Origin of the sequence: Pseudomonas oleovorans subsp. oleovorans, from assembly GCF_002197815.1 — a bacterium.
GTDB classification, from domain to species: Bacteria; Pseudomonadota; Gammaproteobacteria; order Pseudomonadales; family Pseudomonadaceae; genus Aquipseudomonas; species Aquipseudomonas oleovorans.
In genome coordinates this window covers 1-22,834 of record NZ_NIUB01000034.1, presented here as the reverse complement: position 1 = coordinate 22,834, position 22,834 = coordinate 1, and the positions used below count along the sequence as shown (strand labels likewise).

Below are 22,834 nucleotides of genomic sequence, written 5' to 3'. Positions count from 1 at the left end.
TAAATACAACTGGCCCGTCAGGTGCGAGGCCAAGTCTAGGGCCGTTCGGTTGAATGGCCGAGTGGGGGGATTGATGGATACCAGCAAACTCAAGAAATTTGCCCAATACGCACGACGCACCTTGCTTGATCAGGTGAGTGGCAAGATGGATGTGGTGCTAGCACCGCAGAGTGCTGCACGTCGTGAGCGAGCCCAGGTAGTGGCTGAGTTGGAAAAACTGATCAGCAACTCCGGTCGCGAGTATGTGGAAGAGCGTGTTGCCTACACCTGGTTTAACCGCTTCTGTGCCTTGCGTTTCATGGACGTAAATCGCTACACGCGTATCGGTGTGGTGTCACCGGCTGAGGGCCAGTTCCAGCCCGAGATCCTGGCTGAAGCCAAGATGGGGCACATCGACGAGGAGATGGTGCCGAGTCAGATTCGTCAGAAGATCCTGGATCTGCTAGCTGGCCGCGCACCAAGCACCGACTCGCAAGGCGAAGCCTACCGCCTGTTGGTAGTTGCTGCGTGCAACGCTTGGCACCAATCGATGCCCTTTCTGTTCGAGCGCATCGACGACTACACCGAGCTTCTGATGCCCGACGATTTGCTTTCGGGCAACTCTATCCTGGCCTACACGCGGGAAGCCATGACGCCTGACGCCTGCAAAGATGTTGAGGTGATCGGCTGGCTGTACCAGTTCTACATCTCCGAGAAGAAGGACGCGGTGTTCGAGGGGTTGAAGAAGAATCAGAAGATCACTCCCGAGAACATTCCGGCTGCCACTCAGCTGTTCACCCCGCACTGGATTGTGCGCTACCTGGTGGACAACTCGCTGGGCCGACTGTGGCTGCTCAACCGGCCCAACTCACGGCTGGCAGAGCAAATGGAGTACTACATCCCGCCAGAGAGGCCAGAGACTGATTTCCTAAAGATCGCCGGCCCAGAGGACATAAAAGTCTGCGATCCGGCGTGCGGCTCCGGTCACATGCTCACCTACGCCTTCGACCTGTTGTATGGGATGTACGAAGAGGAGGGCTATGACCCGGCTGAGATCCCGGAAAAGATCCTCACCCACAATCTTTTCGGCATCGAGTTGGACGAGCGTGCAGGAGAACTGGCTGCCTTTGCGCTCACCATGAAAGCCCGAGCTCGCCAGCGGCGCTTCTTCAACAAAGGTGTCAAGCCGAACATCTGCGTGCTGGAAAAGGTGAGCTTCAGCCGCGAAGAGCTGGACGAGTACATGGGCTTTGTCGGCCGTGACTTGTTCACCTACGGCCTTCGCGAAACGCTGGAGCAGTTCAGTGAAGCCGACAACTTCGGCTCGCTGATTGTGCCCAAGGTCGCCAACGTGGCAGATGTCCTGGCCACGCTGGAGAGCAAGGACATGAGCAGCAACCTGTTCTTGGCCGAGACGCACAAGAAGGTCCTGACTGTTCTGCGCATGGCTGACGCGTTGAGCCCGCGCTACGCAGTAGTCGTGGCTAACCCTCCTTACATGGGCGGTAAGGGCATGAATCCTCGCTTGAGCACTTGGGCCAAGGAGAACTTCCCGAGCAGCAAATCCGACCTGTTTGCGATGTTCATCGAACGCAACTTGGATCTGACGGTGAAGGGAGGAGCTGTTGCCATGATCACCATGCAGAGCTGGATGTTCCTTTCCTCCTTCGAGTCTCTGCGTAGCCGCATTCTGAATCAGCACACCATCCTATCCATGGCGCACTTGGGTGCACGAGCCTTCGACAGTATCGGCGGTGAAGTTGTTTCGACCACAGCCTTTATACTGGAAAACGCCCACAAGCCTGATTATCGGGGCGCTTACATGCGCTTGGTGGATGGCAATTCGGAAGCGGAAAAGATGGAGATGATGGCTAAGGCTATCGCTCAAGGCAGGGCTGCATGACCAGTAGCCTCCAGCTCAAGAGCTTCGGCGCATTCACCGATCTGAGCATCGACTTCTCGCGAGGCATTAACATCGTCACCGGCGAGAACGGTAGCGGCACCACAGCCTTCAAGGACATTCCTCATGAAGCTTATTATTGAAAACATCGGCATGCTTGAGCATGCAGAAATTTCACTGCGCAAGCTGTGCGTGATTGCAGGTGAGAACGACAACGGCAAGAGCACGATAGGTAAGATCTTTTTTTGCATCGTCAAGGCCATCAATCGCTACCGAGAAGACCTGCAGGAGTCAAAGGAATTCTGGGCAAATGAGAAGACGGACGAAATCTACTTCCGTCTGCGCGAGGCCATACGGTTCACCGGCCCCGAGGTGATGGATGTACTGAGGCGCTTGCGCATGTCCTCAAGACACCGCCTGAATGCCGAAGAGCAGCTGGCCGCTGTCGACGAATCCATTCAGCGTGTTTTCGCCCTGACAGAGTTCGAGCCAAATGACAGGCAGGCAGTCCTCGCCCTGCGCGACGAAATCCAGGCCGTGCTGGATCGGCCCGAGAACATCAAGCAATCGATTGAGAACGCACTTAACAAGGTCTTCGCATCGGAGTTCGATGCCTCATTGCTGCTGCACGGTGCAACACAGGGGCGTATCCAGCTCGTTGAGAACGATTTAACCCTGATGGATCTCGTAGTGACCGATGATGGCGTGAGCCTGATGGGAGAGGTGGAGCCAGTGGCACTGAAAGATGCCACCTTCATCGATTCGCCGCTCATCTTGAACAACCACGACGTGCTGGCGCGCAGCCAAACCTTGCTGGACGTGGACCAAAGACGGTCGGGCCGTTTGAGCCTGCCATACACGACCCTGCACACCAAAGACCTGTTCGACAAGCTTCGCACACCGGTGCTGCCATTGGATTTGCTCAGCCCAGACAACACGATGAGAACAAACCGTGTGCTGGATGATATGGAGGTGCTGATCGACGGTGAGGTGGCTTACGACAAGACCGAGCGTGACTTTGTATTTCGCCGGCCAAGTGGCGCAGCCATCTCTATCAAAAACACAGCCAGTGGCATCAAGGTATTTGGTTTGCTGAAGATGTTGGTGGCCAATGAGTTCGTGACCAAAGACACCATCCTCATATTTGACGAACCTGAAAACCACCTGCATCCAAAGTGGCAGCTCAAACTGGCGCAGGTGCTGCTCAAGTTGGTGGAAAGCGGCGTTTATGTGCTGGTGTCGTCGCACAGCCCTTACCTGATTGAAGCGCTCAAGCGTGGCGTGGACCGCGCAGGCCTGACTAATGAGGCACGTTTCGCCCTTGCTCAGGAACGGAAGATCAATGACGAAGACCGCCTAAGCGATATTTTCAGCGTACTAGCCGAGCCCTTTGAAGCGTTCAGAAAAATGGATGCTGAGGACTTGGGGGATGAATAAATACAGCTTACGGCAGTATCTGGCGCAAAAACTGGGGCCGCATTCATCTACCTTCAAAGCCACCAGCTTTGATGACGCGAACAATACACACCTCTGCAGTGATGAGACTACGGAGGAGGTGTACAACTTTGACGCCTACATACGGGCTCTCGGTGCTGATCCCATTCCTGCCTCACCCGACGCCATCCACATTGGCAGCAAAGATCTTTACTTCGTTGAGTTCAAGAACCAGCGACCAGCCGATGTCGACAAGTCACAGATGCAGCGCAAATTCGAAGCAGGAACGGGAATACTGAAGGATCTTCTGAAAGATTTCTCCGCAAAGGACTGCCGATATCATTTCTGCGTGGTGATGAAGGCCCAGCCAAAGCCGCGCTTCATGGATTTTCGGCACATAGAGCAAAGCGCAGTTAGGTTTGAGCTTGATGCCTTGAACCAAAGGCTGGGCGGCTTTTACGACCATGTTGTCACTGAAAGCATTGATTTCTACGTTGATCAATTCAAGGCATTGCAGTGCGCATGAGCCACGACATTGCGACTAGAGTGCAAGCGCCAAGCGTAGCATCCAAGAGATGGCGAGTATGACCACTCTCCAAAATCTCGGTTTGGCTTACCGCAAAGCCAAGGTGGACCTGTACTACTCGTCTCATGCATCGCTGGACGCGATTGCGAACTACGAGGACGCACTCCATGCCAACCTGACTGCTTTGCTCGCGAAGCTGCTTAGCGATGATGAGTCCTGGGTCACGCAACCCGAGTTTATCGGCGGCTGGACTCTGGCCACCAAGTCGGTGGACATGTCTTGCTGGGATGAGTATCGCAAGCAGAATGGCAATGGCCTGATCTTTTCATCTCCGGCCGAGGAGTGGGCCCATGCCTGTGGCCTTCTGGCTGAAGGCGAACATCCCCAAAAGCCCAAAGCCGAATTTCGAGTGATGGCCCAGTGCAGCCTGGACTTTCATGTGCTGTCCACCCTCTGGATGTTGGAGGTTGGCCATCTGTTCGATGCCCAGTTGACCGACTGTGCCTATGGCAACCGATTGCGTCGCACGCAAGATGGGAAAGGCATCAATGCGCTTTCGCTGGGCTCTTTTCAGCCGTACCTGAAGCCTTTCCGCGACTGGCGTGACCAGGGTATCGAGGCCATGCGTACTGCGTTGGACGCAGACAAGAATATCGTAGCGCTCACGGCGGATGTCAGCTCTTTCTATCACGAGCTGAATCCTGGCTTCATGCTCAATCCAGCCTTCGTTACGGATGTGCTGGGGCTGGAACTGTCTCCCGCTCAATCTAAGCTGCATCGCCTCTTCATTCAGGCGCTGCAGGCATGGGCGGCAGCCACGCCGCTGAAGAGGGGCCTGCCCGTAGGTCTGCCAGCTTCAGCCGTGGTGGCGAACGTTGCGCTGATTGAGCTGGATCGCGTCGTCGAGCAGCAGATTGCGCCGCTGTACTACGGCCGCTATGTAGATGACATCCTCCTGGTCATGGAGAACGGTGCCAGCTTCCGTTCCACGGCTGAGCTGTGGGAGTGGTTGTTCGCCCGCTCCAGCGGCATGCTGGCGTGGGTGCCAGGCGAGGAGTACAAGCAGATCGGTTTTCAGCCCGTCTATTTGAGCGACAGCCATATCCGCTTTGCCAACGCCAAGAACAAGGTGTTCATGTTGGCAGGTGAGCCGGGAAAAACCCTGGTGGATGCCATCGCTCACCAGATCCACGAGCGGGCCAGCGAATGGCGCGCCATGCCCCGTTTGCCGCGCGCTGCAAGCCATGTGGGAACCGATCTTTTGGCCGCTACGCAAAGCGACGGTGAGGCCGCCGATAACCTGCGCAAGGCAGATGCCCTGACCATGCGCCGGGCGGGCTTTGCCATCAAGCTGCGTGACTTTGAAGCCTACGAACGTGACCTGCAGCCAGACGCTTGGCGCGACCATCGCCAGGCCTTCTTCCGTGCGTTTGTCCAGCATGTGCTGGTGCTGCCGCAGTTTTTTGATCTGTCGGTCTACCTACCACGGGTTATTCGCCTTGCTACGGCATGCGAAGACTTTGCAGCCTTGCGTCAGATTTTGCGAGGGCTGGAGCAACTGTGCACGCAAGTGTCACAAGGTTGCGAGCTCAGCATTAAGGCCTGCCCCGCAGAAGACAAACCAAGCCAGAGCGAAATGCTGGAGCGCTGGCAAAAGCAGCTTTTCACCACGGTACGCGAGAGCATCAGTGCTGCCTTTCCACCTCGGCTATCGAAAGACGGTAAGGCGGCCTGGCTGGCACACATGGAGGGCTATGCACCGGCGAATATCGATGCCTTCCTGAATTGGTATTTGTTCCCCATCAAGGGTTTCCAAACCCAGCAAGCGAGGCTGTTCTCATTTGATCTGGCGCACATGCCTTTCCGCTTCCTCGGTCTGCCCAAGGAAATGGTGGCCCAGCGTGGCATCCCGGCGAAAAAGGCCGTTGCATCCTGCACCCTTGCGGACGATTTGCTGCCAGAAGCCGTGCTTGACGGTAACCAAGTGCTTGCCAAGTGGATCCGCTTCAAAGGTTTGCCGCACGGGCTGCTGTTTGCCACCCGGCCTTACAACTTGCCGGAGCTGTTTATCCTGAACAAGGCGGCCTACGATGCTGCGGCGCACGGGGCCATGCAAGCTGTCGTCCTCGCCGTACGCGGCTTCGAGCTTGGTAATGCCGCGCCTGCTTTCGATAAGCACGGCGTGCTACAGATCCCGGATGGCCAGCCGCAGCGCAAGTACGCCATCGCCGTCTCCAGTTGGAAAACGCAGATGGTGAGCTGGACAGCTTCGGTCATGTGCATCCCTGATCCTGATGCCGAGCGTTACGCGCGCCTGTGTCGCTTGTTGGATGCTGTGATTGCTCAGCCAAGGGAAAGCCGCTACCTGGTACTTCCCGAGCTGGCCTTGCCCGCGCACTGGTTCATCCGCATTGCTCGCAAGCTGCAAGGGCGTGGCATCTCGCTGATCACAGGCATCGAATACTTGCATGTCAGCAAAGGTCGCGTGCGCAACCAGGTGTGGGCTGCGCTGTCGCACGATGGGCTGGGCTTCCCATCGTTGATGATCTATCGGCAGGACAAACAGCGCCCAGCCCTGCATGAGGAACGTGAACTGCAGCGCCTGGCTGGCTTGGAGTTGAATCCTGACAAGACGTGGCGAACACCGCCCATTCTGCAGCATGGTGACTTGCGTTTTGCCCTGCTGATCTGCAGCGAGCTGACCAACATCAGCTATCGCGCCGCCCTGCGCGGCAAGGTGGACGCGCTGTTTGTACCCGAGTGGAACCAGGACACAGAAACCTTCAATGCCCTGGTGGAGTCTGCCGCGCTGGATATGCACGCTTACATCATCCAGTGCAATGACCGCCAATACGGTGATAGCCGCATTCGCGCCCCCGCAAAAGACAGTTGGGAGCGTGATGTGCTTCGAGTTAAGGGCGGTGTGACCGACTATTGCGTGATTGGCGAGATTGACGTGCGGGCGCTGCGCCAGTTCCAGAGCAGCTATCGCTCACCGGCCAAACCCTTCAAACCGGTGCCGGATGGATTTGAAATTGATTTTGGCCGCAAGGTATTGCCGGCGGGAGAGAAAGAATGAGTGATCACCAAAACAGCGGCCGCGAGCAGGGCATGGAGAAGTACTTTTTTCGGGCTTCGGCGGCGGACTTCAAGAAGATTCCTGGACGAGCCATCGCCTATTGGGCATCCGACGCCGTATTGAGGAGCTTCGATCGCAATTTGCCACTCTCTAAGAATATAGAGACAAGAGAGGGCTTGACCACTGGTAGTAATAGTTTGTTTCTCAGACTCTGGCATGAGGTCGCACTTGATTGCATTGGATTTGATGTGTCAAGCACTCATCTGGCGAAGAAGAGTGCGAGGCGCTATTTCCCGTATGTAAAGGGTGGGGATTTTCGGCGTTGGGCAGGAAACTACGAATACGTCGTAAATTGGTATAACGATGGCGAAGAGTTAAAGGTTTTCAAGGATCCGGCCACCGGGCGTGTGAGATCGCACAACTACAACGGCGACTATGGATTCAAGACAGGTTTTACTTGGTCCGGAATCTCAAGCGGCACATTTGCAGTGAGAAATGTTCCTTCCGGGTTCATGTTTGATGCTAAAGGCCCGATGGGATTTTCAATTGATTTGAGTCGGCAAGGGCAACATGAAGCACTATTAAACAGCGCCATAACGAGTCATCTCTTGAAGATGCTCGCGCCGACTCTCGACTTTAAATTGGGGCATGTTCTCAATTTGCCAACGGTCGAAGGTGTTTCGGATGAGGTCGGTCGCAACAGGGCGCACTGCGTAAAGACAGCTCTCGCTGACTGGAACTCCTACGAGACCTCATGGGATTTCATCAGTTCTCCGCTGCTGCACCCAGATCATCGCCAACCCACGCTCAAGGCTAGCTACCAAGCGCTCCGCACCCACTGGCGCGAGATGACGATGGAAATGCAGCGCCTGGAGCAGGAGAACAACCGCATCTTCATCGAGGCCTATGGCCTACAGGACGAGCTGACGTCCGAAGTGCCGCTGAGCGAGATCACGCTCACCTGCAACCCGCACTACCGCTACGGCGGTGACAAGAGCGAGGAGGAGCTGGAAGTGCTGCTGCTGGCCGACACTATGCGCGAGCTGGTGAGTTACGCCGTGGGCTGCATGTTTGGTCGCTACAGTTTAGATAAGCCGGGGCTGATCTTGGCTAACCAGGGCGAGACGCTGGCGGACTATCTGGCCCAGGTGCCGCAGCCTACGTTCCCGGCCGATGACGACAACGTGATCCCGCTGTTGGATGGCGACTGGTTCCCGGACGACATCACCTTGCGTTTCCGCCAGTTCCTGCGTGTGGCCTTTGGCGATGCGCATTACGAAGACAACCTGGCCTTTATCGAGCAAGCGCTCAACGTCAAAGGCAAGCGCAACTACAGCCTACGCGACTACTTCCTGGGCGAGTTCTATGCCGACCATGTGAAGCGCTACAAGAAGCGTCCCATCTACTGGCTGTTCAGCAGCCCCAAGGGCACCTTCAGCGCATTGGTCTACCTACACCGTTACCGTCCGGACACCGTCAGCGTAGTGCTCAGCTACCTGCGCGATTTCCGCAAGAAGCTCGCCTCGCGTCTGGACTATCTGCAGCAGGTAGCTATCAACCCATCTGCCAGTCAAAGCGAAAAGACCAAGGCCAGCAAGGAAGCCGATACCATCAAAAAACAGCTTATTGAGCTGGATGATTACGAGCGCGATACGCTTTATCCGCTCGCGACAGAGCAGGTCGAGCTGGATCTGGACGATGGCGTTAAGGTCAACTACCTCAAGCTGGGCGCAGCCCTGAAGAAGATCGTCGGGTTAGACGCCAAGGGTGAGGACTGATCCGTACATGAGTAACCTCAAGATAACCCAGGCGCTGACGAACCTGTTTGAGAAGCAGCGTATTGTCTTCTGGTACGACAACCGTCTGGAGTTCCGTGCAGATTTCGAATCGCTAGAGCTGCCGGGTGTCGAGAAAATCGAGCTGGCAAACAACGAGTTTGGTGTTAAGTACCGCATCCTGCGCGAACAGCCTGAGCAGAAGTTTCTGCTTTACCGCGAGGGTGCCGAACCGGCCTATCTGGATAACTGGTTGCTTGATGTACAACTGGCCAGCGGCAATACCTTCCGCACGGACCAGCTTGCCCTTTGGTTGGCTGAGCTGGAGTTGGGGCCCGACTGCTATCCGGTGCTGGAGGAACATGCTGCATTCTTTGGTGCGGCTAAGCGGCGTGAACAGTTGCATAAGCTGCTGCAGTCGGGCGATTCGCACAGCATGCTGCGCTTCAAGATGCTCGCCGTGTGTGCAGGCTGTGAGCCACGATTGGATGTAATTCTTGAAGAGCTGCTTGCTGAGCTCGCCAATGCTGAAGTCACACGCATCAAGCTTATTGAAACAAGCGGCCTGGATAGCTTCCTCTGGGAGCAGATGAAGCGCGCCTACGGCTATGTGTCGGAGCAGCCGGGACTGCACGATTTCGTGATCGAGCTATTCAAGGCCTGCTTCATGATGGGCACAGATCCTGAGTACAAGTCGCGCTTGTCGGCTGAGTCGCTAGTTTTTCTCCGGCGCTGGAAGGACAGCCGTTCGCATGAGAGCAGCTTCGAGCTGCTCTCTGCGCAGTGTGCAGAGGTGCTACAGATTGGTGACAAGCTGCATAAGCTCGATTATCGAGCCCTCCTGGATCTTGATTACTTTGAGCTGATCGACCGCAAGATCCTCAGTGAGCTGGTTCGCGCGACGGTAGTCCGAACGGCGACTGCTGCCGATGTCGAACAATCTGTGCGTCAACGGCGCCAGAGCCATTGGTTCAGCCATTTCGAGGATGTCTATCTGGCGCTGGACCATGCCGCGCAGTTCTTGCAGACGTTGGATGCAGCCAAGCTGGAAATGGCCTCCTTGGCCGATGGCGTGGAGAAGTATGCCAAGAGCTGGTATCGGCTAGATCAGCTGTATCGCAAATTCGTCCATCACGCGCGCAAGTCTGGCCAGGCCTCCTTGCTGGAGGAGCTCAGCGCTCAGATCGAAAACCAGTACACCAACAACTATCTGGCTCGTCTCAATGATCGTTGGCAGCAGTTTGTGGACTCTGCTCCGAGCTGGACGGCTGCTCCGATCATGCTGCAGCGGAATTTCTTCAGCCGCTGTGTAAAGCCCTTCCTGGAGCGCAAGACTAAGGTCTGCGTGCTGATCTCGGATGCCTTTCGTTATGAGGTAGGTGAAGAGCTGCAGAGCCTGATTCGCCGTGAAGACCGCTTTGAGGCTGAACTGGAGCCGGCGCTTTCCATGCTGCCGAGTTACACGCAACTGGGCATGGCTGCATTGCTACCTAATCAGGTGCTGCAGCTGGCTGAAAACGACAGTGGTGACGCTTTGGTGGATGGTCAAAGCGCCCAGGGTTCGGCAAATCGCGGAAAGATCCTTGCTGCTGCGGTGCCGAGTTCTGCTGTTGTTTTGGCCAAGGATCTGCTGGCTATGAACCAGGCCGACTCACGGGCACTCCTGCGTGATAACGATGTGGTTTACGTCTACCACAACCTGATCGATAAGACTGGCGATACCCGTGATACCGAGGAGCGGGTATTTGCTGCGGCAGAAGAGACATTGTCCGAGCTTGTCCGGCTGATAAAGAAACTGACCAACGCCAATGCCAGCAACCTGTTGGTCACTGCAGATCATGGCTTCATCTACCAGCACCGACCGCTGGAGGAGAGCGATTTTCTCAGCAACGTACCGGAAGGCGACGAGGTGCTCTATCGCGACCGACGTTTCGTCCTTGGGCGCGGTCTGCGTAGTCAAGCAGGTTTCCGGACATTCACCCCTGAACAGCTGGGACTTGAAGGATCGCTGGATGTACAGATCCCTAAGTCGATCAACCGCTTGCGTCTCAAAGGCTCAGGCAGCCGGTTCGTACATGGCGGAGCCACGTTGCAAGAAGTGGTGATCCCGGTTGTGCGTATCAACAAAAAGCGCCAAAGCGATGTGGGCAGTGTCGACGTCGAGTTCATCGGTGGCGGCAGCAGGAGTATCACGACTGGCCAATTGGCCGTTGTGCTGTATCAGTCCGAGGCGGTCACCGAGAAGAAACAAGCTCGCCGCTTGCGTGCAGGCCTGTATACCCTGGACGGGGAGCTGATCTCCGACTCGCATGAGCTGACGTTCGATTTTGCGTCCGATAACCCGCGTGAGCGCGAGCTGTCGGTGCGCTTCATCCTGAGCCGGAAAGCCGATGAAGCAAACAACCAGCAGGTTGAGCTACGACTCGAAGAGCAGGTTGAAGGCACCTCGCATTTCACCCAGTACAAGGCCACTCGGTATACGATTCGTCGTTCGTTCACCAGTGAATTCGATTTTTAAGCGGGAGCCTTCATGAGTCAGCTCGATGACAAGATCAACCAGCATTTCGCGGGTTTAGTCGTTCGCAAGGATCTGGTCAAAGCTGTTAAGGGCAACGCCATCGTGCCGTCCTACGTGCTGGAGTACCTGCTGGGCCAGTACTGCGCAACGAATGATGAGTCGACGATTCAAACCGGCATCGAGACGGTTAAAGAAATCCTGCGCAAGCACTATGTGCATCGCAACGAAGCGGGACTAGTGCGTTCGACGATTAAGGAGAAGGGGCGCCACAAGGTCATTGACCGTATAAGTGTTTCTCTCAACGACAAGGACGATGTGTACGAGGCTGAATTCGCCAACCTCGGGATAAAGAAGGTGCTGATCGACTCCAGCACAGTGAAAGCACATCAGAAGCTGTTGGTCGGTGGGGTATGGTGCATCGCTGATCTGGAGTATGACTACACCGAGGATAAGTCCGCCTCTCCTTGGGTGCTGGCGTCGCTTAAGCCTATCCAGATCTCTCGTTTTGATTTCGACGGCTATTTGGAGTCTCGCAAGCAGTTCACCACGGACGAGTGGATTGATCTGCTTATCCAGAGCATCGGCTTCAATCCGCAGATGTTCGGCAAGCGCAACAAGCTCTTGCAGCTGATCCGTCTGATTCCCTTCTGCGAACGGAATTACAACCTGATCGAGCTAGGGCCGAAGGGCACCGGCAAGTCGCACGTCTACTCCGAGTTTTCGCCCCACGGCATCCTGATTTCCGGCGGAGAGGTGACGGTGCCCAAGCTGTTTGTCCACAATGGTACGGGCAAGCTCGGCCTGGTTGGCTACTGGGACGTGGTGGCCTTCGACGAGTTCGCCGGCAAGCAGAAGCGGGTGGACAAGGCGCTGGTCGACATCATGAAGAACTACATGGCCAACAAGTCGTTCTCGCGGGGTGTGGAAACCCTTGGGGCCGAGGCCAGTATGGTGTTCGTGGGCAACACCGACCACACCGTGCCGTACATGCTCAAGCACAGCGATCTATTCGATCCGCTGCCAGAGAAGTTTCACGATTCGGCCTTCCTCGACCGCCTGCACAGCTACATTCCGGGCTGGGAGGTGGACGTAATCCGTGGGGAGATGTTCTCCAGCGGCTACGGCTTTGTCGTCGATTATCTGGCCGAGATCCTCCGTTCACTGCGCAGCCATGACTTCTCGGATCGCTACAAAGGTCTGTACACGTTGTCGGATGAAATCTCCACGCGTGATCGTGACGGTATCAACAAGACTTTCTCCGGACTGATGAAGATCCTCTTCCCTCATGGCGAGGCGACTGACTCAGAGGTCGAAGATGTGCTGCGCTGTGCCATCGAAGGGCGTAAGCGGGTCAAGGACCAGCTGCTGCGCATCGATACCACCTACCCAGCTGTTCGTTTTGCCTATCAAGGAAAAGATGGCATCGAGAAGTTGGTCAGCACTCTGGAGGAAGGGGAGTACCCGAACCAGTACCACCGGCGAGTGGCGAGTGAAGTGTCGGAGCTGGATCTGTTCGAGACGGCTAATGTCGCTCCTAGCGAGCCGGTTAGCGATGCGGCCAGTCCTCAGCCCATTCAACAGCCTGCTGGCTCGGTGAGCAAAGAGCCAGAGCTGAAACCTCAGCACCTGGTTATTCAGGAGAACCAGCGCGGTGTCACCTTCGATAGGCTGTTTGGGCCCTATCTGAAAGGGGCTAAGCGGATCATCGTTATTGATCCGTACCTGCGGATGTTCCATCAACTGCGCAACCTGATGGAGCTGATGGAGACGATCAGCAAGCAGTTGGTTTCAGGTGAGGAAGTAGCTGTACATGTGGTCACTGTGGAGGATGAGTTCAATGGTGATCGCCAGACCGAAAGCCTGCAGAAAATTGCTGACGCATGTGCAGGGGTGGGTATCAAGTTCACTTGGGCGTATGACACGACAGGGACTAAGCATGATCGTGACATCACCACTGATACGGGCTGGAAAATCGTGCTTGGACGTGGGCTGGATATCTTCCAGCGCTTCGAACTGAACGACGCGTTTAGCTTTGCGAACCGGTTGCAGCAACACCGGCAATGCAAGGAGTTCAGTGCAACGTTCGTTAAGGTTGAGGATGCCAGCGAGTGAGTGATCTTGCTCCTGGTAACCAGGCAGAGCAAAAAAAAAGCAGACAGTGGCATGGTTACAGCCTTTCAGCTGTAACCACGTTTTCTGACCAACTAGCGTTCAGACTTCGGTGGCCGATTGAAGATCCAGCACGCCAACACCACAGCGATCAGTAATGGCGGAAAGCGCACCACCAGAATCACCAGTAGCAATATCGCAAGGCAGCCAGCCAGGATCCCGGCAAACATGAACGCGGCTGCGAACGTGCGTAGCAGTAGCTTCATATCGCCTCCTTACAGGTAGCCCAGTTCTGCCAGTGACACGCAGCCTTCGTTCCCCACCACGATGTGATCGAGCGTGCGCACACTGACGAGATTCAGCGCGTCTTGCAGTTTCGTGGTGAGATTGCGATCCGCCTGGCTGGGCTCGGGATCACCTGAGGGGTGGTTATGCACCAGGATGATTGCGGCTGCGTTGTGCTCCAGGGCGATCTTCACGACTTCCCGTGGGTAGACGCTGGCGCTATCCAGCGTGCCGCGAAACACTTCCTCAAATGCGATCACCCGGTGCCTGCTGTCGAGCATGAGCAGGGCAAATACCTCATGCTCATAGTCAGCCAGCAGCGCCTGTAGGTGACTGAACACCTCCTTAGGCGAGGTCAGTGCTCGTCCCTTGCGCAGGCGCAGGCTGGCCAGTTGCTTGGCCATCAGCAGGATGTCGTTTTCCGTCACTGGCGAATCGACCAGGTAGGTGCCGGTCGTGTCACTGGCTTTCAGCTTGTGCAGGCGCATGTCTGCCTCCTTGGTCTTGGTCTTTGGGTGGGGTTTGACGAGCAGCCTGTGCATCGAGTTTTTCAGCCAGGCTGGATTTGCTGGGGCTGGGGTGAGATGTAATCACTGCAGCTGGTGCTTCACCTTCGGGGTAGAACTCTTCCACGATGGCGCTGACATCCTCCTCGCTGTCCTCGAACGCGCCGTTGCCAAAGCCACGTCGCGCTGCTTCATCTAAAGCAGCCTGATTGAACCCCGCAGCCTGCCGCCGCGAATCGAGTTCACTAGCTGTCACCAGAGCTTCAGCCATGTCCATGCCGCCGCGTACCGTCAGATCGGCGTAGAAGATCGGCGTGCCATGGCTCTGGCGTGTCGACTTGCCGCGAAGACGCAGCTCCAGCGGCAGGCAGGCCAGGCGGTTGCCTGAAATGGCCTGGAAGTAATGCAGTCGTGCAGCGAGCGTGCGGATGCTGTTGAAGCCGGTGGTTCGGAAGACGAAGCTGCCCAGCGGATCCTCATCACCAATGACCACGTTCAGTCGGCCATAGGGCTTGCAAGCACCGCCTTTCGCCAGTGGACAGGCATCCGGAGATGGGCAGGGCAGCGACTGCATGCCGTCCTGGGTGACCCGCTTGCAGGTCTCGCCATTGCCGACGCAGATCGGGCGCCCCGATTGCCGGTCGAACAGCGTGTAGTCAGCCCGGAAATTCAGCTCCGGCTCGTTGAACAGCAGGCGTACCGGAATGCTGCGCAGCTTGTCGTCCTTGCCCTGACGTAGCTCGTCATTCAGCGGGTGCAGCAGCCAGCCGTCCTTACCCTGCACCTGTGACGTGATGGTGAACTGGTCATCCTTCTCCGGCAGTCGCTTGCCGTTCTTCTCGATGACCTTACCGATGGAAATCCGCCCGAGTACCGGTGGAGTGATAGCCAGACCTTTGAGCATGGTGAGTCTCCTGGAAATGAAAAAAGGCCAGCCACGCAGCGCGAACTGCATGGACTGGCCAAGGGGAGGGAAGAGTTGGAAAAGCTGGGGTTCAGCCGACCAGGAAGCGCCGTGCGCCCGGTTTCAGCAACGGGTACTTGGCCTGCAGGTAGGGCTTGTCCTTAAGCAGTTGAGCTACATCGAGACCGATGCTGTCCTTGGCCTTGCGCCAGCTGACATAGCCGCTGGAGAACTCCGCCCGACTGGCATCGCCCATGGCCTGCTGCAGCACCTGCTTGAGCTCGGCCTCGCGCTTTTCCTTGTCGGCAATCGACTGACGCACGGCTTTCAGCTCGATGAAAGCCGCTGAAAGACCAGCATGCTGGCTGAAGTCGACGACCTGGCCGTTGTCCTCCGGGTAGAGGCTGCGCAGCGCTGACTCAGCCGAAGCCGTGCCATCGGCCGGTGGCGGCGTATCAGTCTCCACGTAGTGCCAGAACTTTCGCTCCAGCTCGATCAGTCGAGCGATCATCTGTTCATCCCGCTCGATGCGGTGGATCTCCAGCGTCTGGCCACCCAGCAGGACAGCCACATCCGCCGCCTGCTTGCCGGTGACGGCTAGCTGGTGCATCACCTGCAACTGCACATATTCAGGCACGCCCTCTTTCCAGAGGCGTGCCCCGTTTATGCCGGCAGTCTTGCATTCGAGGATCTGCACATCGTCGGCCCCGATCACCTCGCGGTCGATGTTGGCCAGCATCCACGACAGCTCCGGGTCCGGGTGCTGCAGCACTGCGTTGATGCGTCGAACCCTGTTCTTCGTGCGCTTGCTGTAGTGCCAGGCCACGATGGGCTCCAGCACGTTGCCCCAGTACATCGGGCTTTCCTCATCCTGAGGATCAGCCTTGGGCATGCCAGCATCGCGCCCGGTCTTTTCCATCCACAGCTCCAGCTGCGATTTATAGGGGTTCAGCCCTACTGCCGCAGCAGCGTCCGAACTGCCGATGCCCTGCTTGCGGATCTGCAGCCAGTCCTCGCGTGGCAGCTCCTTGGTGCTGACCAGGCGCAGGGCCGGACGGGTTTTGCTGTTGCTGCGATTCAATGAAGTGGCTTTCATAGCGTTCACCTTGCAGAAATAGAAACGCCCGACCTGCAACGAAGCGGGTCGGGCGTTATGGGGTGGGATTAGTAAAAGGTCAGGCGACCAGTTGCAGGGCTGTATCCAGGGCGCGTTGCTTGATCTGGGCACCCTGGCCGAACCAGGCTGAGTCGAGGCGATACTCCGTGCTTCGTGCCCGTCGCTCGTGATCGACGTACTCGGTCACGGCATTGAGCAAGCCCCAGGCAGTACCGCGTGCTGAGTCCAGCTGGCTGCCACGGCCACGACCTTCGTACAGCTCCTGCACCTTGCGCAGAGCGCGCTCGTTAGGCAGTTGCTCCGGTAGTGCCCCTGTTGGGCTGGTCTCGCACATCACGTTCATGAAGAAGCCCAGTGCCTCATGCCACTGCACCTTGCGTTCAGCCAGGTGGCGCATGCGGTACATAAAGTCGTCCCATTGCGAGACGGCGATACCCAGCTGCTTTTTCACCAGATCGCCGTCGAAACGGGTGCTGTGCGGCACCTTAATCGCACGGCTGGTGCCGTTCAGGGCGATGGTCAGCGTGTTGTTGCAGACCACACGGATAGTGGTGGGCGTTGCCGTGGTAGCCAGGGTGCCGTCGCAGGAAGTGGCCAACAGCAGGTAGCCATTCACCTGGTCGTTGCCCTTGAGTGCGGCGCCGTGTCCGGTACGCGCCAGCGCCCAGAACTTACGACCGCCTTTGAGCACGCCGGCGGTTTCCAGCTCGTAGCCGGAGACCTCGGTCAGGTCCCGGTAGAACTCCAGCACATCCTTGGGCTGCACAGTGTGGTAACGCTGCGAGACCACCGAAAGCGGTGCCTTGGTGTCCGAACGGTAGAGCACCTTCTGTTCGGGGAAAGAATGGATCGCGCCCAGGTGGCCGATGGCGTCCGACTTGAAATGCACTGGGCTTTCCAGGATCTGCCAATCCATGCCGGCTTCGCGTTGCCAGACTTCGATGGGCTGGTTCTGCGGCAGGTTGTTGCCCAAGCCGTGCCACGGTGTAGCGCCAATGTAGGCCATTTGTTCGATTTGATGAGCCATGACGAATTTCCTTTGGGTGCAGGCCGGCATAAAGCGCCGCGCAGAGCGCAGCACCGGCAATCAGTGATGGATAAGTAAGAGGAGAGCAGTTGCCGGATCAGGCCGGCAGATTGAAGCGATGACCGCAGAGCAGGCAGAGGTTGTGAGCCAGGACATGGCGGTCGAGCGACTCGCCGAGCTGAGCGCCTAGCGCACAACCACCCACGCCTCCGGCCAGGCCACCGAGAATGGCGCCGGATACTGAACCGAGTGTGATGCCGACAGGGCCGGCGATTACGCCGAGCGCTGCGCCGGCCTTGCCGCCTGCCAAGGCAGCGCTGACGCCACGTGCGAGGCCACCGACAGCTCCGATGGCCGCGCCAGCTTTCATGGCGTGATGGAAAGAAGCGACTTTGGGGGAGTGACAGCGGGGGCACTGCAATGACATGTGGGGAGTTCCTTTTTGGTGGTTATGTCAATGCGGTTATGTGTTGTTGTGATAAATTCGAATCAAGAAAAATAAATAAACCGGCGCAAGTCCGGTTTTGAAGTTGGTTCACTAGCTGTTGTGTTTTAGTATAATTCGTACAGGTTTTTTAGTGTAGTCAACAGTAATTTTTCCTTGGGCCTCAAGGCAGTCGAGGAGTGGGTTTAACTTCGAAATTGTTCGGAATTTCCCTGGGCCTTTGTACAGGACTGTATTTTTTTCGACCCAGTTAAATAGTGGTGAATGTTTGCAGTTTGATTGTAGCCAGGCGTGTAGGGTTTCTGCATCGCTGATGATGTTAGGCATGAAGGTGAACTCGTTTCGGAATGTTTTTGAGCACTCAAGTACGATTTTCTCTGCTGACTTGAGCTCTGCTAATGAAATAATGCCATTGCCAAGTTCAAAGTAGTGCAAGAGAGCAGCAACTCTGGCGATGTTCTCGCTAAGCTTGGATGCGTGATCTTTTGATCGTTCATACTTGCCACCTTTTTGTAGTTCGTATTCGATATTGTTATATGATTCTGTCCAGTATTCGGCGGCGCTTGAAGAGAACTTGATGATTTCCTTCTCTTCTGTGATGTTACGAAGTCGTTGAATACTTTTTTCAAGAAGTTGGTTTGCTCGTGACTGGTAGCGCGCAATGACTTCTTTGTTTATTGGTCGTTTGTTAATGAATCGCTTTCCTTGAGTCGACTCTGGGTTAAAGACTAAGGCGCGAGATAGTAAGCCTACAGATCGAGCGCGATCTCCCTTCCCCTCAAGATATTCCTTTAGTATTTGTGGTTGAATCATAATTCCTATGGTTAGACGGGCATCATTTAGTGAGCATCCTTCTACGGTTGCCCTTGCTACATCAATGGTGCTACCTGTCCATAGCGCATTAATTTTCCCGAAATCATTAAATACTCCCTTTAAGGCAGAAATTCCTTCACTTGACATCAATGCTGCCCAAGGGCAGTCAAGACGCATTCCCTTGAGAAGAGCTGCGGTAGTGGCGTCTTCATAGATTGGATTGAATGCGCGCGGCCGTTCGGGTTTCAGTTCGTGATGGAGAATTAATTCATTTTCAAAATGTTTGTACGCTGGGTCGGTCTCAGGATGATCGCTCATCTCTTTAATGATTTTGCGCTTTCTTGCTTCCCAGGCTTCTGATTTGATTCGCCATACAAGTAACTCTTTTTCATGTGCTTTAATCGCATTTATTACAAATACCCGGACGGCACCCATAAACATGCTTTCAACTGTTGACTTTCTTTCTCCGGATTGTGCAATGCTGATGACCATTAGAGAGACCGGCCCGATCATTTTTCCTGGTCGCTCTACATCAATCAGTGGTTGGCATAAGAGCGAAATAGTTGAAAGCGCTGAGGCTAACACCAACTCCAATGGTGCTTGTGTTGCTTCGGCTACCTCAATAAGCATATCTTTAAGCAAGGGGAACTCATTGAGTGCAGTAAGGATTGTTTCATTGGTGATGTTTTGATTCATTTTATTTTCTCTCTTTGGCTTGTATTCAAAGTTTCTATGGTGATGTTTAGATATCTGGTTGCTCGCGATTGTTTAGCCATGCGATAACTGATTCCAATCGCCAACCTACTGCGCCGCCACTTTTGCGCCCTGAGAGCCGAACTTGTTTCGGAAAGGATGGGTCGTGCCTGGGTGACTTTGGATTCAGCCAGTCATAAACGCAGGATCGAGAAATCGATAGCATCTGCGTTAGCTGACTAAGCCGAATGATTTGGGGGGAGGATGTTTTTTCTGTATGTGCGTTCGTCTCCTTTTTCCGTAGTTTGGATAGTGATTTGTGTGCATTGGCGAAGTGCTCGACTCGAAATAGAACGGTTGGATCCCCTTCGAAATTCTTCGCCTCTGATTCGCGGGTGTTGGTCATTTGATTGCCTCCGAGTTGGTGAGGCGATGCTATTCCTGTGCCCATGGGCTTACACCGCTTGTACTTAGCGGTAATTTTTTACCTGCAAGCACTGGCCTTGAAATGACTAAGGGTTTGTGGTAGTCCGTTTGTGTTTTCGGTCGGGGGAGGTATCAAAAGCCAGCGATAGCTGCGACTGCTATCGCAGCTATCGCTGGCTTTTAGCGCTTCCTCTTTCGGGGATGCAGAAAGCGAGCAGGCGTGATGGCATAGACTTGGGTGGCACGGATGATGAAGCTGTGTGCCTCTCAGGCGTTTGTCTTGTACGGCCTGGGGAAGGGGAGTGCTAGGCTTATTGTGAAATTGTGGAGATAGGCTTATGAGGCTTGCTGTGCCGAAAGCTGCTCATTACGGTGTATTGATTACTAATGACTCTTTTGAAGTTTTACTGCCTAAAGAAATTAACTATTCTGAGGGGTTATTCTTGAGATGGGAGCTGAGTCCTGGTTGCGCGCCGACAAAGTTGGTGCGCTCTAGGTTGGTTGATGATTTCTGTATTAATGCTGAATTTATTCTTATACCGCTCCACTTGATATTTGTTAAGAGTGGAACCCTTGTTAATTTTTTGATGAAATATGTAGGTGGCGACATAGATGCTGCAGGTTTCAAGTGGGTTTCTATACGAGAGGCTTGGGATGAAGTGGCTAAATTGGATGATGATGATCTTCACATGGGTGAATGTAGTTCCTTAAGTATTTTAAATAACTGGGTTCATGAGCAAAGGCGTAGATTGGCTGAAGATGAAATTAATGAATCTCATATAGAGTCTTATGGGCGATTTGATGCGCTCTGCCATCGGGCGCGTGCCGTGCTGGATAGGTATCCTAGGTACTTTGATGGCGTTGGTATGTATTCGGAATTTATGCAGTCAATGCTTGGTGTGGCAGAAAGCGAAATAGATGAAATTGATAATTTTGATTTATATCTGAATGAGTTGTGTGCGAGAGCGGAAAGACCTGGTAGAAGCTCTCGTCGTGAGAAAGATCTTATTCATGTTGTTCGCTTTAGCATGGCTAGTGCATATCGCTGTTTGCGTGAAGGAATGAATGATGATTATTCTGCTGAGTGTCTGCGTGCTGAGAAGTTTATAGATTATCTTGAGCAAATCTATTCTGGGGTCTCGCCTGAAATAAGGTCTCGCGCCATTAAAGGTGGGGGTGCACCTAGGCGTGGTCGTCTAAAACAAAGTGATATTAAAATTGTTGAGTCTGTTATTTTGAGTGTGCTTGAAGTTAGAAAATTCAAAAGCAGACAGAGTCAAAATTATGAAATTTCACGAATTATAGCGGATGATGTTTTGGTTGGGATTTCAAAGTCGGGGCTTGGTGATGCCTTTGATCTAGATGGTTTGCGTCAATTCATTCTCGATTTTATTATCGTAAATAAGGCTGCGCGGACTTTGATAAAATAACGTAGCATCTAAGATGTTTGGTGTTTATTTACTGTTCCGTTATTTTTTGCAGGTGCGCGCCAAGTAAGTTCCAGGCTTCTGACATCTCTTTTGAGTAGCTATGTCTTTGGTAAGTTCTTTTTACTTTGTTTTCCTCCGTGTGATTAAGGCATCTCTCGGCTACCTCCGGCAAAACGCCTAAAGCTGTCATGATCGTAGCTCCTGTCCGTCTCAGGTCATGAGGTGTCCACTTGCCTCCTTTTAGTAGAAGAGCGTGAGAGTTGGCGCTTCGGTTGCTCATTGTGGCTTGATCTGGTTTCCGTTGCCTATCACCAAGTTGCTTGGTGACTGTTTTGGAGCAGACAGGTCCTGTCTTTTTGGTGTTTGGATAGCACCATTGGCATTTACCTGAAATTGCTTTTATTCTTTCGAATTGATATCTTGAAAAATTGGATAGCGTTACTGTGTGAGCCTTCCCATTCTTGCTATCTTCAGCAGGAATAAGCCATATCCCTGCTTTTAGATCGACATTTTCCCAGCGAGCATTCATGAGTTCGCCTATTCGGCAGCATGTGGATAAGGCAATCCATATAGCGGCCTCAGTTGAAACGAGAAGGCCTGCGTCTGGCAAAAGCTTCGCAAGCGAAGATATTTCTTCATCGCTGAGTACTCTGTCCCGCTCGACATCTTTCCCGCCGATCTTGGCTTTCCGGATGCTTGCGGTGGGATCATGCTCAAGCAGATCTCGATCTACGGCAAATCGAAACATTTGGCGCATCAGGCTGAAAATCAACTTAGCCATGCGGTTCACGCCTCGGGCCAACAATGCGTCAGTTACTTCGGTGATGTGGCCTTTGCGGACTTCTTCAAGTGGCAATGTCCCAAGCAGGGGGAGGACGTCCTTTTTGAACATCCGACGTACCTCATCTCCGCCATCTTTTCGGTTTATCAGATCAACCTTGGCCCAATGGTCAAAGAGGTCTTGAACTGTTTTTCTTGCCGCTTGCTTGGCTTCAGCCGCCTCAAATGCAGCCTTCTCGGCAGCAAGGCGCTTTTGCTCCGCTTCTCTTGCGGCTGTCCTCGCTTCTTCTTCTGCCTGGAAGTGTTCGCGCAGATCACGAACGCCTCCTTGATAGAGGCGTGAAAGTTCACCTGCTTTAGCTCTGGCTTCTTTTAGGGTCAGGCCGTCTATTCCGGCAGGGTCATAGACGCCCAGCGGAAGAAAGACGCGCTCGCTGCTTGAGTTCGTATAGCGGAAGTAGAAGTGTCGCTCACCGTTTGGCCTGAGCCTTGCCATGAAGCGACCGCATCCACGAGGAGCATCTTCAATCAACCAGGTTGGTTTTGCAGGCTTAGCAGCCATTTGCTTGTCAGTTATCGTTGCCATCGTATTCCTAGCTTGGTCACCGTATGGTCACCGTTTCTCGTAGGCTTTGATTGGATGGTATAGCAATCGATTGGACAGTGGAACCTGTTGGAGGCCCCATTTTAAAGGGGTTATAAGGCAATTTTTGGATTTCTTTGGATTACGTTGGTAGATAATTTACCTTTATGGGGTGCAAGGGGTCGAGTGTTCGAATCACTCCGTCCCGACCAAAAAACCCTAGAAAATCCAGTCACTTAGCGGTGACTGGATTTTTTTATGGTGCGCCAGGCATGGCGCGTAGCGCCGTGACTGGCGCTGTCGGGTTCACTGTGGTGGTGAGCCTGGCGACTTGGAGGTGAAAGTCCTCTACACACCCGGCAAGGGGAAGTGTTAGCTGAAGGCAAGGGTGTCGCGGGCGACTGCGAATCTGAAGGAAGCCCGAGGCAAAATGCTGGCCTGACGAACAGGAAGCGGATGAGGCGGCGCAGCGGGGTGAGGTGGCCATAATCGCCAAAGCCCGATA

General features: G+C 54.6%; 18 protein-coding genes. 9 read left to right on the top strand and 9 right to left on the bottom strand.

The annotated features are described in order from the left end of the window. The first annotated feature begins 73 nt into the window (after positions 1–73). Genes pglX (PSOLE_RS18030) through brxL form a run of 8 tightly spaced genes read left to right on the top strand, consistent with a single transcriptional unit; the run spans position 74 to position 13,323 of the window. On the top strand, positions 74–1,882 hold the full coding sequence (gene pglX / locus PSOLE_RS18030) for a BREX-1 system adenine-specific DNA-methyltransferase PglX (protein ID WP_074859117.1): 1,809 nt from the start codon (positions 74–76) through the stop codon (positions 1,880–1,882). Next, positions 1,879–2,022 (top strand): ATP-binding protein, encoded by a 144-nt coding sequence (locus PSOLE_RS24405; protein ID WP_083393743.1) that lies wholly within the window; start codon positions 1,879–1,881, stop codon positions 2,020–2,022. The genes pglX (PSOLE_RS18030) and PSOLE_RS24405 overlap by 4 nt, the downstream gene beginning before the upstream one ends. Continuing rightward, positions 2,006–3,316, top strand: coding sequence for an AAA family ATPase (locus PSOLE_RS18025; protein WP_074859120.1), 1,311 nt, complete (start codon positions 2,006–2,008; stop codon positions 3,314–3,316). Before PSOLE_RS24405 ends, PSOLE_RS18025 begins: the two co-directional genes overlap by 17 nt. Continuing rightward, on the top strand, positions 3,309–3,839 hold the full coding sequence (locus PSOLE_RS18020; protein WP_074859123.1) for a hypothetical protein: 531 nt from the start codon (positions 3,309–3,311) through the stop codon (positions 3,837–3,839). Before PSOLE_RS18025 ends, PSOLE_RS18020 begins: the two co-directional genes overlap by 8 nt. A 58-nt stretch (positions 3,840–3,897) precedes the next feature. Beyond that, positions 3,898–6,918, top strand: coding sequence for a reverse transcriptase domain-containing protein (locus PSOLE_RS18015; protein WP_074859126.1), 3,021 nt, complete (start codon positions 3,898–3,900; stop codon positions 6,916–6,918). Next, positions 6,915–8,696, top strand: coding sequence for a BREX-1 system adenine-specific DNA-methyltransferase PglX (pglX, locus tag PSOLE_RS23875; RefSeq protein WP_115288485.1), 1,782 nt, complete (start codon positions 6,915–6,917; stop codon positions 8,694–8,696). The genes PSOLE_RS18015 and pglX (PSOLE_RS23875) overlap by 4 nt, the downstream gene beginning before the upstream one ends. Before the next feature lie 7 nt (positions 8,697–8,703). Continuing rightward, complete coding sequence (gene pglZ, locus PSOLE_RS18005; protein WP_074859133.1) at positions 8,704–11,211, top strand: BREX-1 system phosphatase PglZ type A; 2,508 nt, start codon at positions 8,704–8,706, stop codon at positions 11,209–11,211. Positions 11,212–11,223: 12 nt separating this feature from the next. Beyond that, entirely contained in the window at positions 11,224–13,323 is a 2,100-nt protein-coding gene (gene brxL, locus PSOLE_RS18000) for a BREX system Lon protease-like protein BrxL (protein WP_074859136.1), read from the top strand. Between the two features lie 92 nt (positions 13,324–13,415). On the opposite strand, the gene PSOLE_RS24285 is transcribed toward brxL, so the two are convergent. The 8 genes from PSOLE_RS24285 to PSOLE_RS25055 all read right to left on the bottom strand — a co-directional run bounded on the left by PSOLE_RS24285 (position 13,416) and on the right by PSOLE_RS25055 (position 19,516). After that, positions 13,416–13,586: a hypothetical protein gene (locus tag PSOLE_RS24285; protein ID WP_169713330.1), complete on the bottom strand. Its 171-nt coding sequence runs from the start codon at positions 13,584–13,586 to the stop codon at positions 13,416–13,418. A 9-nt stretch (positions 13,587–13,595) separates the two neighbouring features. Next, positions 13,596–14,093: a RadC family protein gene (radC, locus tag PSOLE_RS17995; protein ID WP_074859139.1), complete on the bottom strand. Its 498-nt coding sequence runs from the start codon at positions 14,091–14,093 to the stop codon at positions 13,596–13,598. Then, a complete protein-coding gene (locus tag PSOLE_RS17990) occupies positions 14,065–15,015 on the bottom strand; it encodes a recombination directionality factor (RefSeq protein WP_074859142.1) in 951 nt (316 codons plus the stop codon). Before PSOLE_RS17990 ends, radC begins: the two co-directional genes overlap by 29 nt. 91 nt (positions 15,016–15,106) lie before the next feature. Further along, entirely contained in the window at positions 15,107–16,111 is a 1,005-nt protein-coding gene (locus PSOLE_RS17985) for a YqaJ viral recombinase family nuclease (protein ID WP_074859145.1), read from the bottom strand. 79 nt (positions 16,112–16,190) lie between these two features. Further along, positions 16,191–17,159, bottom strand: coding sequence for a DUF932 domain-containing protein (locus PSOLE_RS17980; protein ID WP_074859148.1), 969 nt, complete (start codon positions 17,157–17,159; stop codon positions 16,191–16,193). A 97-nt stretch (positions 17,160–17,256) separates the two neighbouring features. After that, a complete protein-coding gene (locus tag PSOLE_RS17975; protein ID WP_249044923.1) occupies positions 17,257–17,529 on the bottom strand; it encodes a hypothetical protein in 273 nt (90 codons plus the stop codon). Positions 17,530–17,697: 168 nt separating this feature from the next. Then, positions 17,698–19,113, bottom strand: a complete 1,416-nt coding sequence (locus PSOLE_RS17970; RefSeq protein ID WP_074859153.1) for a YfjI family protein — start codon at positions 19,111–19,113, stop codon at positions 17,698–17,700. Positions 19,114–19,159: 46 nt separating this feature from the next. Continuing rightward, the gene (locus tag PSOLE_RS25055; RefSeq protein WP_083393744.1) at positions 19,160–19,516 is read right to left on the bottom strand and encodes a helix-turn-helix transcriptional regulator; all 357 of its coding nucleotides are present in this window, start codon (positions 19,514–19,516) and stop codon (positions 19,160–19,162) included. A 358-nt stretch (positions 19,517–19,874) separates the two neighbouring features. Between PSOLE_RS25055 and PSOLE_RS23870 the strand changes: the two genes are divergently transcribed. Further along, complete coding sequence (locus PSOLE_RS23870) at positions 19,875–20,966, top strand: hypothetical protein (RefSeq protein WP_139204974.1); 1,092 nt, start codon at positions 19,875–19,877, stop codon at positions 20,964–20,966. Between the two features lie 28 nt (positions 20,967–20,994). Here PSOLE_RS23870 and PSOLE_RS17960 read toward each other — a convergent pair whose 3' ends face one another. Next, entirely contained in the window at positions 20,995–22,332 is a 1,338-nt protein-coding gene (locus tag PSOLE_RS17960; protein ID WP_074859155.1) for a tyrosine-type recombinase/integrase, read from the bottom strand. Between the last annotated feature and the right edge of the window lie 502 nt (positions 22,333–22,834).

Bases quoted from the DNA above. Each gene is read 5' to 3' on its own strand.
- brxL (WP_074859136.1), top strand. From the start codon at position 11,224: ATGAGTCAGCTCGATGACAAGATCAACCAGCATTTCGCGGGTTTAGTC.
- PSOLE_RS24405 (WP_083393743.1), top strand. From the start codon at position 1,879: ATGACCAGTAGCCTCCAGCTCAAGAGCTTCGGCGCATTCACCGATCTG.
- PSOLE_RS17990 (WP_074859142.1), bottom strand. From the start codon at position 15,015: ATGCTCAAAGGTCTGGCTATCACTCCACCGGTACTCGGGCGGATTTCC.
- PSOLE_RS18020 (WP_074859123.1), top strand. From the start codon at position 3,309: ATGAATAAATACAGCTTACGGCAGTATCTGGCGCAAAAACTGGGGCCG.
- PSOLE_RS18015 (WP_074859126.1), top strand. From the start codon at position 3,898: ATGACCACTCTCCAAAATCTCGGTTTGGCTTACCGCAAAGCCAAGGTG.
- pglZ (WP_074859133.1), top strand. From the start codon at position 8,704: ATGAGTAACCTCAAGATAACCCAGGCGCTGACGAACCTGTTTGAGAAG.
- PSOLE_RS17985 (WP_074859145.1), bottom strand. From the start codon at position 16,111: ATGAAAGCCACTTCATTGAATCGCAGCAACAGCAAAACCCGTCCGGCC.
- PSOLE_RS17970 (WP_074859153.1), bottom strand. From the start codon at position 19,113: ATGAATCAAAACATCACCAATGAAACAATCCTTACTGCACTCAATGAG.
- PSOLE_RS18025 (WP_074859120.1), top strand. From the start codon at position 2,006: ATGAAGCTTATTATTGAAAACATCGGCATGCTTGAGCATGCAGAAATT.
- PSOLE_RS17975 (WP_249044923.1), bottom strand. From the start codon at position 17,529: ATGAAAGCTGGCGCGGCCATCGGAGCTGTCGGTGGCCTCGCACGTGGC.
- PSOLE_RS23870 (WP_139204974.1), top strand. From the start codon at position 19,875: ATGAGGCTTGCTGTGCCGAAAGCTGCTCATTACGGTGTATTGATTACT.
- PSOLE_RS24285 (WP_169713330.1), bottom strand. From the start codon at position 13,586: ATGAAGCTACTGCTACGCACGTTCGCAGCCGCGTTCATGTTTGCCGGG.
- PSOLE_RS17960 (WP_074859155.1), bottom strand. From the start codon at position 22,332: ATGGCAACGATAACTGACAAGCAAATGGCTGCTAAGCCTGCAAAACCA.
- radC (WP_074859139.1), bottom strand. From the start codon at position 14,093: ATGCGCCTGCACAAGCTGAAAGCCAGTGACACGACCGGCACCTACCTG.
- PSOLE_RS25055 (WP_083393744.1), bottom strand. From the start codon at position 19,516: ATGACCAACACCCGCGAATCAGAGGCGAAGAATTTCGAAGGGGATCCA.
- pglX (WP_074859117.1), top strand. From the start codon at position 74: ATGGATACCAGCAAACTCAAGAAATTTGCCCAATACGCACGACGCACC.
- pglX (WP_115288485.1), top strand. From the start codon at position 6,915: ATGAGTGATCACCAAAACAGCGGCCGCGAGCAGGGCATGGAGAAGTAC.
- PSOLE_RS17980 (WP_074859148.1), bottom strand. From the start codon at position 17,159: ATGGCTCATCAAATCGAACAAATGGCCTACATTGGCGCTACACCGTGG.